We start from the raw sequence: 13,053 nt of genomic DNA, 5'->3' as shown, positions 1-13,053 counted from the left end.
GATGTAGCGGATTCCATCAGTTCTTTGTATAAACAATCTTCTTAATACTTTCACAGGACAAAAAATACCGCTCCGCCAACTCGTTTATGCTTATTCCATCACGGAATAAGGATTTAATCTCAGCGTTTCGAGCAGATACTTTACTCTTACTGTGTGTTTTCTCTCCCCATTTGAGGTGTGTCTCTTTAGGTTTGGGGATGTATACCAATTCGCCCTGAACGTATTCTTGAATGATCCGTAGCAATTCTTCCGGGAAAATCGACTCGGCTTTTGAATATTTCACGTGCCTCACTCCTTATTTAATAAATCAATAAGGTGCAAAGCCAGTTCGTAGAATATTACAACTCGTTGTTGGCAATTGGGTTGTTGCTAATCTCTATGCAAAGCATTGCCATATCCTTCACTGGCTTTGCATAGAGCCATGCATATAAGAATCCTACCCCGATTGTTTTCAATGGCCTCACCTCCACAGAAAATAGATAGCTGCTAACTGCTATTATATCAGAGCATGTTGTTGAATTGTTTGCCATCCATGTTCATGTTGGTGACGCGATTTGATTTTAAATCATAAAAGGTTATAGTTTATCTTAGGAAATAACTCATATGGGGTGACTAACCATGAACAAGCAAGAACAGGTCATGATGGATTTCAGGGACTTATTCAACAAATTGGTTTGGATTAATAAATCGAAGATGGAAAGTAGTCTTAAAGGATATAAGCCTTCTGAAGTCCATTGCATTGAATTTATAGAGAAAAATGTAGATTCCAACGTAACCAAGCTGGCAGAATCCCTGTATATGACCAAGGGTGCCATAAGTAAATTAACGAAGAAGCTCATCGAAAAGGGTCTGATCGAAGATTATCAAAAAGCAAATAATAAGAAGGAAGTCTTTTTTAGACTAACCGAGCAAGGCAGAACCATATATGACATTCATGAGAAACTTCATACAGAGTTTCAAGAGAGAGATGAATCTGTATTTAATCATGTAACTGAAGAACAATATGATAAAATGCTGAACTTCATTGAAGTGTACAGCAAACATTTGGATATGGAAATAGACAAACAAGGTTTAGATCTAACGAAGTAAAACCAATAAAATGAGTTAAAACCAAGAGCAACCTTCTCTTTAGAGAAACGGGTGCTTTTTTTATTCTCTAATTATTGTTGACAAGGAAACAAAATAAGAGTAGATTTTTAGTTGACGAGGAAACAAAATTCATTTTAAAGGAGCATAATATGACATCAGACAACGTAAAGGAACCTGGAATACCCAAACATATTCTTATCACTGCTTGGGCGATTGCGCTAGGAGCCATTGCTCCTATGCTAGACTCTACCATGGTGAACATTGCTGTAAATCAACTAACAAAGGATTACCATACCACATTGGATACCATCCAATGGGCCATCACTGGATATATTTTAGCCCTTGCGATTGCAGTTCCTGTATCTGGCTGGCTCATGAATACATTTAACGGCAAGAAGGTTTTCGTTGGGGCTGTAATTGCTTTTGGCGTGATTTCGGTCTTAGTCGGCGTTAGCTGGGATATTTCAAGCTTCATCCTATTCCGTTTACTTCAAGGATTCAGTGCCGGAGTCATTACGACATTGATGTTCACCCTCTTAGTTAAAACAACGGGACAACAATATTTAGGCAGAGTCATGGCTATTGTGAGTACACCTATGATCTTTGGCCCTATCTTGGGACCAATCATCGGTGGATTCATCGTTCAGGCAGCATCTTGGCAATGGATCTTTTTCATTAACGTGTTCATTGTATTGATCTCCACGCCATTAATGATCAGAAAGATTCCAGACTTTGAACCCTTCAACAAAGAGAGCAAGCTCGATCTAGTTGGAATTATCGTTTTATCCTCTATGAGTGTAGCTTTAATTTATGGAATTACCAAAGCAGCAGATCATGCTACTTTTAATAATCACGAAACGATCTTGTGGATGGGGATTGGCCTTGCTTTGGCTATCATTTATCTCGTTTATAATCGTCTTAAAAACAATCAAACCGTTCTGCCTATGAATTTGTTTGCACACAGAAACTTTGCAGCATCAAGCGCGGGGCTATTCTTAGCCAATATCGCTATTATGGGTCCGATGTTGATACTCCCCCTGTTCTTTCAGACCTTTCGAGACTTCACAGTAATTCAAACGGCAGTTGCACTCATTCCCCAAGGCGTTGGTATGCTAATCACTCGGCCTTTCATTGGAAAAATGATTGATAGAGTTGGTGCAAAATATGTACTAATTGTCAGTCTTGTTCTTTCCCTTATCGGTTCTATTCCCTTCATTTTCATCTCGGATACGACGAGTATGATCTGGATTTCGGTCATCCTGTTCATTCGTGGCGTCAGCGTTGGAGGCATTAGTCTTCCATTGATGAGTGAAGCCTACACTGGACTCGACAGCAAACAGCTTCCTGAGGCAGGCGTTGGCATCAATATCATTGAAAATCTGGGTTCAAGCTTTGGCTCAGCAATTATTGCAACGTCTGTTGCAACGGCTCTACAAGGCTTACATCCAACGATTGCACATCAATTGCAAGGGTACCATATTGCTTTTCTTGTGGCTACGATCATCTTAGCGCTGATCTTTATCCCTAGCCTGTGCCTTACTAATAAAAAGAAGGCCAGAAATACACCTACGTTAGAATGAGGTCAAGAATGCGTTTATTGTAACGGAGACTATTGGGGTTGTCGCTGTCTATTATGTTATTAAGGAGCTTAACTGCCCGTCAGTTGAGCTTTTGTTACTAATTGCTGACCGCCTTGTATATACTGAACTGCATCCAGTATTGACTCACTTCCATTTTTGTTAAGTTAGTTAAATAAAAGCAGCCATCACTTAGATCAGCTGCTTTCTTGGTGTTATTATTAAGTTAGCGTATCCCATTAGTTTAATGCATTAACAGTCATGTTTTCGGCTAAAATCTGTTCTGGTAATCAGCTTTACAGGTATAAGTAAAGCTATACCTCAAGCTCTTTAATTATCTTTGCAGGTACGCCTCCTACAACACAATTATCAGGAACATCTTTAGAAACAACAGCACCCGCACCAACAATTACGTTGTCTCCAATAGTTACACCTGGGAGAATCACGCAATTTGCCCCAATCCAAACATCATTGCCAATGATAACAGGCTTTGTAATGGACAATTTTTCTCTTCTCCCCTTGGCAGACAGTGGATGATTTACAGTAGAAATAATACTATTTGGTCCAATCATACAGTAATCTCCAATGGTTACCTTATCAACATCTAGAATGGTGACATTGTAATTGGTTAAAAAATCTTCTCCAACATGTATATTCTTACCTACATCGCAATTAAACGGAGGCTGCATAAAGACTCCGCTGCCACATGAACCAAATAATTCGAGGATTACTTCACGCTGCTGTTGGATATTTGCGGTGTCAATTTCATTAAATCTCCTACATAAACGAGTGGCATGTTCTTTCATAGAAGCAATCTCAGGATCTAAAAAACAAAATTCTTCACCAGCAAGGTACTTCTCCATCTCTGTTTTCATAAAAATTCTCCTTAAATAGATTATTCAACTTTATCCCCGAAAGAAATCAAAAAAGAATTCTGCAGCTTAATATAATCCTGTTAACGTTAACATATGATATATACTCAGACTTCTGAAGTGTATTGCGAATGGTTCTTGGATGGTCTGATGTGTAATTGATCTTTTTCCTTCTTTTTCAGAGATGACATGGTAGGGAAAAAACTGAAGACCAATACCAGCACTGATCCAATCCATGCAAGTGGACTATCTAAAGCTGCCCCAGTAAACCCCCATAAGGGTATAAGAATTAATCCAGCAATAATGCGGGCAATGAGTTCAAAAACTCCAGCTAATGTAGGGATAAGTTTTTGTCCTAGTCCTTGTAACGTAAAACGGATTGTAAATAATATGGCTAAAAACCAGTACATACTTGCATTGAAATAAAAATATGTTTGTGCCAATTCAGTAACCATAGGTTGATCATTGCCTACAAAAATATTAACTAACGGTCTACCAAAAATGATGATTAACCCGCCAATAATAGCAGATATCGTACAGTTGAGAATCATCGCTTGATGAACTCCCTTTCGAATACGGCCAAATTCCTTTGCCCCATAATTTTGCGCTGTGAATGTCGCCATTGCAACCCCGAACGAAACGGATGGCAGTATAGCTAATTGATCAATTCGGCTAGCTGCAGTATATGCCGCTACAGCAGTTGTACCTAAGGTATTAAGCATAGTTTGTAGGATAATATGGCCTATCGCAATAATAGATTGTTGAAATCCCATCGGTAATGAGACCCCTAAATGATTACGAATAACGGACCAATCCAAGGACAGATCTTTAAACGTAATATTCAGTAAAGGAATCCTCTTTCTAATATAAAATACACAACAGACAGTAGAGAATAACTGAGATATTACAGTAGCTAAAGCCGCCCCAGGTACTCCCATATGAAAACCTAGAATGAGCCAAAAGTCTAAGATAACATTTATAACACATGAGATTATCAGAAAAATCAAGGGTGTTCGTGAATCCCCTAAAGCACGTATTTGATTACTTAAAAGATTGAATGACATTGAAGCCCCAAATCCAAGGAAAATGATCTGTATAAAAGCTGCAGAATCAGAAATAATTTCTTCAGGTGTCTGCATTAAACGAAGCAGTGGAAATGTCAGTGAGTAAGCTAAAAGAGTAATAATAAGTGTTACGAAAATGGTTATCCAGATACTAGCGACGAAACTTTTCCGTATTCGTACATGATCTTTAGCTCCAAAAGCCTGAGCAGTAGGAATAGCCAGTCCCGCACTAATTCCAAAAGCGATCCCAAGAACAAGAGATGTTAGACTAATTGTAGCTCCGACAGCTGCCAATGCATCGACACCTAGGATTCTGCCTACAATTAAAGCATCAATAAAGCTATATAATTGTTGGAATATGTTTCCTAGAAGAAGTGGTAAAGTAAACATGATAATGACTTTGATAGGGCTTCCTTTTGTTAAGGTATTCAATTTTAGTCTCCTCGAATAGTGTTGGAATTTGATTGCCGAAATGTGTTAACGTTAACACATTGGCCTAAAAAAAATCACTCCGTATTGAGAGATCCTTTTTTATATATAATTTCACTAATATCTACATACTTAAGTCCGATACTGTTCTTCGATCCATCAAAAATGGTTCAACTTCAATTGTGCAGGACTCGTAAGAAAAGTCCTTAGTTCTTCTTAGCAGCAACTCTACAGCATGTTCACCTATTTCATTGTACGGTAAACCCACAGAAGTAAGGGGTGGAGAAAGCAGGGCTGATAGTGTATTGTCATAGCCTATTAATGATATATCCTCGGGAACTCTTAACTTCTGATCGTATAGAGTTTGCAGTACTCCGCAAGCAAAGATATCTGAAGTCATGAAAACGGCTGAAGGCGGACTATTGCTGTTCAATAGCTCATTCATTGCTTGACGTCCAAAGTCTAATGAATAGTCCGGCATGTGCTTAATCCAATCTTTATTAGGTATTACATTCACTTCTTCCAGAGCTTTTAGATAACCTTGATAACGATCAATCTCGACTTGCTGAGTAAGCTCTGATCCAATGAATCCTATTCGTCGGTGCCCTTTTTCAATAAAATGAAGCACCGCACCCTGTGAACCCAAATAATCATTGACCACAATTCGGTCTACATGTGGCATATCATAGGTACGCTCTATCATAACTACAGGAATTTGCTCTTCACTTAACCTACTAATTAATTTTTCTGGAATTGAACAGTTAGATGTAATAAATACCCCTTCTACACGGTGGCCAATTAATTCATTAATCTGATGCTCTTCTTCTCCTGAATCCTCATGATAAGTTAAAGTAAGGACCTGATATCCCTTCTCAACTGCCGATGTGTTAATAGCTGAGCTGATTCCTTTATACTGCATGTTATCGTTAAAAAGAGTTAGATGCCCAAAAATGTTACTCCGACTTGCCTTCAAACCCTGAGCTATTTTGTTTGGCACATACCCCGTTTCTTTAATGATTTGTTCAATCATTTTACGTTTCTCCTTAGAAACATAACCGTTATTGTGCAAAACTCTACCGACAGTTGCTAGTGACACACCCGCTTTTTTAGCAATATCGGTCATTTTGATATTCATCTCGTCAGTCCCCATATCAAATATGTTATCGTTAACACATGTTAGCATATAATCATTTTATAAACAATTATCAATTTCTTGTCAGCGTACAAACAGGTTAACTGAATAAAAAGCAGACGATCAAGTTGATCAGCTGCTTTCTTTGTGTTATTAATTCATGACCCGTCTAGTAGTCGATAGCAGTAGACCGTTTGGCTCCATTATGCTCGCTATGAGTCGGGATTCTGCGTTATTATCCTTTTGGAAACCAGTTGCACAGCAAAACGAAATAGGCTCTTACTACTTTACTGAATATACCGTTATAAAGTAGGAAATAATTGTTGGTATGAAGGGTGGGGACATTATGTTCAAAAAAATATATTTAATAGCCTTTGCAATGACTATTATTTCAGGAGTAACCTTACTATCCAATTCACAAGCGGACACCTATCCAGAAGCGGAAGCCGAAAATAAGACAGATGGAATCCCTGTTAACACGAATATTTCAAAAAATAACGTGAAATTCGAAGAACCCGTAAAAAACGTAGAATCCGTAGAATCAAAAATCGCAAACGGGTATTCTACTCAATTCTATACACCTGATGGCATGTTCGTCCGAGCAGATGAACAAAGTATCTTTAAGGAATCGGAGATCGCAAGAACTATAGATGAAATCGAGCCTAATACGAATCAACTGATTTTTGAAGGCAAGTTTTTTTTAAAAGTAGATGAAGCAGAATTTTCTAAAAATTATCCCAATTCGTTGCTCTTAGGTAAAACCTTAAATGATGAAAACCCGACTGATCCTGATGTTCCATCAAGTTTATCAAAATAGTCATTTCATAAAGAAGGAGCCATTGTTTTAGACAATGGCTCCATTTTTTATATTGGAATTAACGTGACTCCGGTGAACGTTTCGACTTCCCGCTGCTGTTGTTCCCAGATATTCACGATAAAATCCGACTTTATTTTACACTCTCGACTCTACCTGTTTTTTCACTAAAAATCAGCGCCAGTGCAACTAACATCAGTACAAGTGAAACGCCTCGTTGCCACGAGAAGTTGATGATTTCACTACCGAAGAGACCCATAGCATCTATCACAAATCCTGCTAACAGTTGTCCAACAATTGCAGTTAGGTTGGCAGGAGTAACTCCAATCATATTTACAGAAAATGTTGATAAGAATAGGTAACCAAATCCTAAGAAAACAGCTGCCAACTGCAGCTTTGGTGCATGAATAAGATCAAAAAGATGTCCACTTCCAAAAAAAACAACGAGCACCGCTAAAACTAAGGCGCCAGAGGCAAAGGTAAAAAATACTGTTTCTAAAAGTCCAATTGTGCGACTGATCTTACCATTTAGGGAAGATTGGGCTCCAAGCACAGCACCACCTATCAACGTCACAATTACAATTAATAATCCAATTCCCATAATAAAATTCTCCTTCTTACTTAAAATAAAGTAAATACCAGTGCAGCCAACATGAGTATCAAAGCAGCCACTCGTTTAGAACCAATCCGTTTACGAGTACTTCCGAGCCAACCAAAATGATCAATCAACATGCTGGTAACCATCTGTCCTACAACAATCGCAATCATGGAAATTCCCACACCTACAATAGGAACACCAATAACCAAGGCCAATAAGTACGTAACACCCAAAACACCGCCAATTAGATTCCATTTAGGAAATGTGGTAATTTGTCTTAAGTTGCCTCGTCCAAAAAAAATAAGAAGGATAAGCGCAATGATTGCTCCCATAAAGAAGTTATAAAAGTTCGTCTCCAACGTCCCAACCTGTTCCCCTAGCTTGCCATATAAAGCTCCCTCAAGACTGAGTAAAGCTCCAGTAAAAATGGCAATCATATAAAAAATTATTTTCTTCACGCACGTCATCTCCTATTTTTGAACCTGATCCATGCCGGATCATGATAATTTATTGTTAATTTAGATATCGAGAATAATCGATAAATTAGAACAAAAAAAATGGTTAGTTTTATTTTTTTAGATTTCTATTTCCATAAATTCAATTACTTCTCGAATAAAACTTTCATTTCGCCTATAATACGTCCACTGACCATAACGTACAGATTCCAGTAAACCCGCCTTTTGCATTATGTTTAAATAGTGGGATACTGTAGACTGGGAAACCTTAGCTTTTTCTTGAATATCACCTACGCACACTCCACCATCAAAATTCTCCTCCTTCGGAATGTGTGCGCCTTGTTTAGGAAAGTGCAGCTCCGGCTCCTTCAACCACTTCAGAATGTTTAGACGAGTCTCATTCGATAAAGCTTTAAATACATCGATTAATTCCATGAAACTTAGTATATCGTTTTTTCTCGATATGTCAATTAAATAACCCACCAAAGTAGTAATCCTCTGGTGGGCTTCAGTTAATTTATCCGATTTGTGTTCCATTGGGTACATTAGAATCCGGTTTTAACAATACAACATCCCCTGCTTCGGGCACTCCGCCCAGCACCAAAACTTCCGAATCGAATCCCGCAATTCGGCGAGGTGGAAAGTTCACAACTGCTACAATCTGTTTACCGATAATTTCTTCAGCTGTATATCTTTTTGTGATTTGTGCGCTGGAGGACTTAATACCAATGTCTGAACCAAAATCAATTTCAAGTTTGATCGCCGGGACTTTAGCTTTTGCAAAGAATTCTGCATTAATAATTGTTCCCACACGAAGATCCAGTTTTAGAAAGTCATCAAAAGTTGCCATTCAACATTCCTCCAAATTTAGAATTTCCCTGTTGCTTTCACAGTTAATTTAATAGGATAGACGCTTCGAAGCTGCATATTGTATGGATTGTCGCCAAAAGTACATCAGCATACCCAGCAGCGTTATTAATCCACCTATAAACTGAAAAGTGGTAACGGTTTCTCCCAAGAATAGATAAGCCAGAATAATTGCCAGAACTGGTTCTCCAATAATACCTACGGATACCGTTGTAGCCCTATCGTTTTGAGCAGTCGATTGAAAATATATTGGCCGAAAATCGTGGGAATAATCGCAAGGAGGACAAAATAGATCCAGTCCGAAGAAGCATAGTTGGTTAAGGAAAAGCCCCTAAATATGCTGTAGACGAGTAGCACACTTCCCCAATAAAGAAGACCACGACACTATATAGATTGGCTTCAATTCGTTTACTCAACTTCTGCCCTACTAACATATAAGCTGAAATAAATATCGTTCCGATTAAAGATAATCCGTCCCCAATGAGTGCTTCTCTAGATACACCGATATCTCCCCAAGCAATTATGACGGAACCAAGTAGCGCAGTCACTAAACAGAGTACGCTCAATATACCGGCTCTTTCCCTGAAGACAAAATATGAACCAATCATGACAAACAGTGGTTGCAGCGCTAAGATGACCATAGAACTTGCCACCGAAGTATACACGAGCGACTCCATCCAGAATAAGAAATGCAGTCCCAAGAGCAGACCTGCCAGAAAGAGCATCACCCACTCCTTGACGTTCAAACGTAGGGAGCGAATCGTTGTCCATGAGACAAAAGGAAGCATAATGAACGCTGAAATGTAAAGCCTATACATACCTGCTATAGCGGTTGGTGTATCTGAAAATTTTATCATAATCGAAGAAACGGAAACTGCTAATATGGCGATAAAAAGAAGTACATAAGGATGAGGTAACGATGCTTTACGTTCTTTCACTTAAAACCCTCCAAGAGGTCTTATCCGATCATCTGTGCACAGGCTCTAGTGATAAGCCATAGATATGATATGATAATATCATCGTTTTTATATAAAACGTGCAAGTATATCGCTGAAAAATATAGATATATCGTCATCGAAAGAAGGTTTCTCTGATATGCCCAAACCGTTGCACGAGACAATTGCATATCCCGATCATTCATTTCCCTATATCATGTACACCCATACGCTCTATACAAGTGTTCCCGAAGGTAGAGGATTCAACGACCTGCATTGGCATGAAGAGCTACAGATCACGTTAGTCACGAAAGGAACACTCGTCATTCAAGTCAACGGAGTTGATCATGAGTTAAAGACCGGGCAGGCGATTCTCATTAACAAAGGAATTCTTCATGTCACGACACAGCTGAGCCAGGATGGCGAATATGTAAGTTTTAACTTTCCCGAGAAGCTACTCGCGTTCCACGCAGACAGCACCATGGAAGAGAAGTATGTGCTCCCCTACACTCGTTCTTCTTTCGTTTCGATCGTGATTGCTGATAATGCCGAGTGGGAAAAGCAAGCTCTGGACATGCTTTGGAACATGAGACGAGTATTCATTAGAAACAAAAATTGGGGTTGGGAGTATGAGATTTCGATCATGACCGTACAGCTCTGGTTCAGCCTGATATCCAACCTTTCGCTATCGCAAGAGGATGTGCCAAAACATGCCAAACGGCAGCAGGAAAGGCTGCAGCTTATGCTGAGTTTTATCCATCAGAACTACTCGAGTCCGATCACGCTACGGGAGATTGCCGATACAGCGCATTTGAGCATTTCGGAGTGTACACGAAGTTTCAAAAAGACAGTTCACATGACGCCATATGAGTACCTTATCAAATATAGGATTAAGAAAAGCTGCGAACTACTCGTGACCTCAGATGATACGATTACCGAAATCGCTGGCAAAGTAGGCTTCAATCATGTGAATCACTTCATCCAATCCTTCAAAAAGGATCAAGGAAGAACCCCTAAAGGTTTCAGGGAATTCAGAAGTGAACTGGAGAAAACGAAATAATAGACGCTACTCCACTAGAGTAGCCTATCTCTTCATTTTACCTCTTCATTCACTTCTTATTTCTTGCTACCAGCCATCCAGAGACCAACAGCTGCGATAATAGCTCCAGCCCCATCATCGCCCCTTGAACGGCATCCTTCACTACAGAACCTTCTCCACCTATGACTGATGCTGATAGTAGAACAACTACTCCTGCTGCACTCATTAACTTACAGGACTTTGTATTTAATTTGATTAATCATATTAATCGCCTCCATTGTTTGTTTTGTAGTTTTTTGTAATGGATTCTTAAAATCAACCACAACAACATTTATTATAAAGCTGACTTTTTCTCGTATTTTTAGAGGATTGGCTGTATAACAATGCATAAACATACACTTCTCATAAATTATGAAAGCATTACGACTAATCATGACAGCGCACAATTAAACAGTGCAGCTTGGAAAAACTGTGTATCTCTTGCTTCCAATGTGACCGCCCACAAAAATCCCATTGGAGACAAGTTATACTACACCGCCACATCACTATTCAACAATTTATCCTACACTGAAAATGGTAAGCTGTACTACAAAATGCCGGGAACAGGCACTTTCCAGGTCTCTTCTAAAATCGCTATCGGTGGTCACATGTTCTTTAACATCATTCCTTAAAAATTAAGCAAGATGTTATGTCGCCTAAGACAAAAGATAGCTGAATCTTTTATGGTTCAGCTATCTTTTTTATTCATTTATTGGAGAAAATTCAATCTTGTCCGCAGTAAACATTTTGGTAGCACTGTCATATTTATAATTCACTGTTAAGGAACAAACATATTCACCTATGCCAACACTTCCATCCACTTTAGCAACAATTTTGTTGTTGACTACGTTATAGTCAACAACACCACCAAAATTCAGTTCTTTCTTGTACTCAAAATCTGAGTCGCCTTCGTGAACTAACTCATGTTGCTTGTCACCAATCTTAACTGTCACATTTAATGAACCCTCATTGTTCTGAACACTGGTCTCAACAGATTTTGTTATAATCTCTAAGGGGTTTTCAATATTAATTTCAGACAAATCATCCGACTTTACAACATGGATCTCTTCGAGGTAAACTCCTGGACTTCTATTTTTGAAAACTGTTATAACTGCTTCCTCTGTTCCATCATCTGTAACATCAGCAAAGTAGACTTGAGGTTTATATTCTTCTACAGCTGGAAAAGTCCAATTAAAGTCCTTCGTTTTGCCATTGAGCTCTAATGTAGTGCCTTGAACTTCATTATCTTTTTCATTAATTGCAAACAATTTAACTTTATTATCATCCGAACTCTGAATTAGTTTTTTATTTAAGTCTGACCCTTGTTCCGGTTGTGTCGTTACTTGTGTACTCGAAGAATCCCCAGCACCCTGCGTATCTGTTTCGAGCTTATCTGACCCACAACCTGAAAGCAAAACAGCACTCAACAGCATTACTACACCAAGCTCTTTTTTCAACACTATATTCCCCTTTCATCTAGCACCTAGGAGAAATTATATCAGTGCTACTGAGCTTATGAGTGACATAAAATTAACATTATTTACTAATTAAATTAAAATTATGTTATATAATTTCTTTGAAAACTATCTCATTCCATAATGGTACCTCTGATAGAGTCAATGATACACACATCAGGATGCTTTGCTCTTGAATTTGGCTCCCTTAAGTTTATGAAGCGGGAGACATGAACGTAGAGCGCCGTGCCAAGACGCTTTGATCCAAGCTTAGGCGCTATAGTAATGGATCTGAGCAACACTGCAGCTGGACGTAGCGATCCAATAAGTAGCCGTTCTTGTCGCTTTAGAGCCACTAGCATCCGCCCTAAAGTTTTAATTTTTCCTTATTCTTCTTAATGGGTGTAAGCATCTTAGGTGCAAAAACTTCGCTCCTGTTGCAGAAGCAGAAGCTCTTCTCATATCAATACGCAATTAACTGATATCCACTCTCTATAAAACTAAAAATGCCTCCCCATGGTGGTAGTGTATGTTAGTCATTTTTATAAAGATTATTTCACTTCATATTTGCCCCATGAAAATTGATGATATGCAGTGGATTTCTTAAAAAAGAGCACTTACCTCAATAAAAACAACAGTCGATAAAATTGCCCTCCTGTTGTTTTTTTCAAATTATAAAGCATTCATCT

General features: G+C 38.7%; 16 protein-coding genes. 5 read left to right on the top strand and 11 right to left on the bottom strand.

The window, feature by feature from the left end:
• Window positions 1-16 precede the first annotated feature (16 nt).
• Window positions 17-283 (bottom strand): CD3324 family protein, encoded by a 267-nt coding sequence (locus DMB88_RS02995; protein ID WP_128100147.1) that lies wholly within the window; start codon window positions 281-283, stop codon window positions 17-19.
• Between the two features lie 335 nt (window positions 284-618).
• Between DMB88_RS02995 and DMB88_RS02990 the strand changes: the two genes are divergently transcribed.
• Together DMB88_RS02990 and DMB88_RS02985 are read left to right on the top strand one after the other, a co-directional pair.
• Window positions 619-1,089, top strand: a complete 471-nt coding sequence (locus DMB88_RS02990) for a MarR family transcriptional regulator (RefSeq protein WP_128100146.1) — start codon at window positions 619-621, stop codon at window positions 1,087-1,089.
• A gap of 149 nt (window positions 1,090-1,238) precedes the next feature.
• The gene (locus DMB88_RS02985; RefSeq protein WP_128100145.1) at window positions 1,239-2,669 is read left to right on the top strand and encodes an MDR family MFS transporter; all 1,431 of its coding nucleotides are present in this window, start codon (window positions 1,239-1,241) and stop codon (window positions 2,667-2,669) included.
• 311 nt (window positions 2,670-2,980) lie between these two features.
• On the opposite strand, the gene DMB88_RS02980 is transcribed toward DMB88_RS02985, so the two are convergent.
• From DMB88_RS02980 to DMB88_RS02970, 3 genes are all read right to left on the bottom strand, one after another.
• A complete protein-coding gene (locus DMB88_RS02980; RefSeq protein WP_128100144.1) occupies window positions 2,981-3,541 on the bottom strand; it encodes a sugar O-acetyltransferase in 561 nt (186 codons plus the stop codon).
• A 104-nt stretch (window positions 3,542-3,645) separates the two neighbouring features.
• Entirely contained in the window at window positions 3,646-5,034 is a 1,389-nt protein-coding gene (locus DMB88_RS02975) for an MATE family efflux transporter (protein WP_128100143.1), read from the bottom strand.
• A gap of 121 nt (window positions 5,035-5,155) precedes the next feature.
• A complete protein-coding gene (locus tag DMB88_RS02970) occupies window positions 5,156-6,166 on the bottom strand; it encodes a LacI family DNA-binding transcriptional regulator (protein WP_164848591.1) in 1,011 nt (336 codons plus the stop codon).
• 343 nt (window positions 6,167-6,509) lie between these two features.
• Here DMB88_RS02970 and DMB88_RS02965 point away from each other — a divergent pair, with 343 nt between their 5' ends.
• On the top strand, window positions 6,510-6,980 hold the full coding sequence (locus DMB88_RS02965; protein ID WP_128100141.1) for a hypothetical protein: 471 nt from the start codon (window positions 6,510-6,512) through the stop codon (window positions 6,978-6,980).
• 130 nt (window positions 6,981-7,110) lie between these two features.
• On the opposite strand, the gene DMB88_RS02960 is transcribed toward DMB88_RS02965, so the two are convergent.
• The 6 genes from DMB88_RS02960 to DMB88_RS02940 form a co-directional block, all read right to left on the bottom strand.
• A complete protein-coding gene (locus tag DMB88_RS02960; RefSeq protein ID WP_251383809.1) occupies window positions 7,111-7,578 on the bottom strand; it encodes a DMT family transporter in 468 nt (155 codons plus the stop codon).
• Window positions 7,579-7,598: 20 nt separating this feature from the next.
• The gene (locus tag DMB88_RS02955; protein WP_254438608.1) at window positions 7,599-8,012 is read right to left on the bottom strand and encodes a DMT family transporter; all 414 of its coding nucleotides are present in this window, start codon (window positions 8,010-8,012) and stop codon (window positions 7,599-7,601) included.
• A 138-nt stretch (window positions 8,013-8,150) separates the two neighbouring features.
• Window positions 8,151-8,465 (bottom strand): ArsR/SmtB family transcription factor, encoded by a 315-nt coding sequence (locus DMB88_RS02950; RefSeq protein WP_128104285.1) that lies wholly within the window; start codon window positions 8,463-8,465, stop codon window positions 8,151-8,153.
• Window positions 8,466-8,547: 82 nt separating this feature from the next.
• Window positions 8,548-8,880 (bottom strand): chaperone CsaA, encoded by a 333-nt coding sequence (gene csaA, locus DMB88_RS02945; protein WP_128100139.1) that lies wholly within the window; start codon window positions 8,878-8,880, stop codon window positions 8,548-8,550.
• Window positions 8,881-8,928: 48 nt separating this feature from the next.
• Complete coding sequence (locus DMB88_RS30685) at window positions 8,929-9,063, bottom strand: hypothetical protein (protein WP_254438607.1); 135 nt, start codon at window positions 9,061-9,063, stop codon at window positions 8,929-8,931.
• Between the two features lie 151 nt (window positions 9,064-9,214).
• Window positions 9,215-9,835: a DMT family transporter gene (locus tag DMB88_RS02940; RefSeq protein WP_254438425.1), complete on the bottom strand. Its 621-nt coding sequence runs from the start codon at window positions 9,833-9,835 to the stop codon at window positions 9,215-9,217.
• Window positions 9,836-9,992: 157 nt separating this feature from the next.
• On the opposite strand from DMB88_RS02940, the gene DMB88_RS02935 reads away from it, so the two are divergent.
• Both DMB88_RS02935 and DMB88_RS02930 read left to right on the top strand, forming a co-directional pair.
• Window positions 9,993-10,892 carry an AraC family transcriptional regulator gene (locus tag DMB88_RS02935; RefSeq protein WP_128100138.1) on the top strand — a complete coding sequence of 300 codons (900 nt, stop codon included), beginning with the start codon at window positions 9,993-9,995 and terminating at the stop codon, window positions 10,890-10,892.
• A gap of 362 nt (window positions 10,893-11,254) precedes the next feature.
• Window positions 11,255-11,542 carry a hypothetical protein gene (locus DMB88_RS02930; protein ID WP_128100137.1) on the top strand — a complete coding sequence of 96 codons (288 nt, stop codon included), beginning with the start codon at window positions 11,255-11,257 and terminating at the stop codon, window positions 11,540-11,542.
• 69 nt (window positions 11,543-11,611) lie between these two features.
• On the opposite strand, the gene DMB88_RS02925 is transcribed toward DMB88_RS02930, so the two are convergent.
• Window positions 11,612-12,367, bottom strand: coding sequence for a hypothetical protein (locus tag DMB88_RS02925; protein WP_128100136.1), 756 nt, complete (start codon window positions 12,365-12,367; stop codon window positions 11,612-11,614).
• Window positions 12,368-13,053 lie beyond the last annotated feature (686 nt).

This window comes from Paenibacillus sp. DCT19 (assembly GCF_003268635.1).
GTDB lineage: Bacteria > Bacillota > Bacilli > Paenibacillales > Paenibacillaceae > Paenibacillus.
The sequence above is the reverse complement of the archived record's forward strand: the minus strand, read 5'-3'. Positions and strand labels throughout refer to the sequence as shown.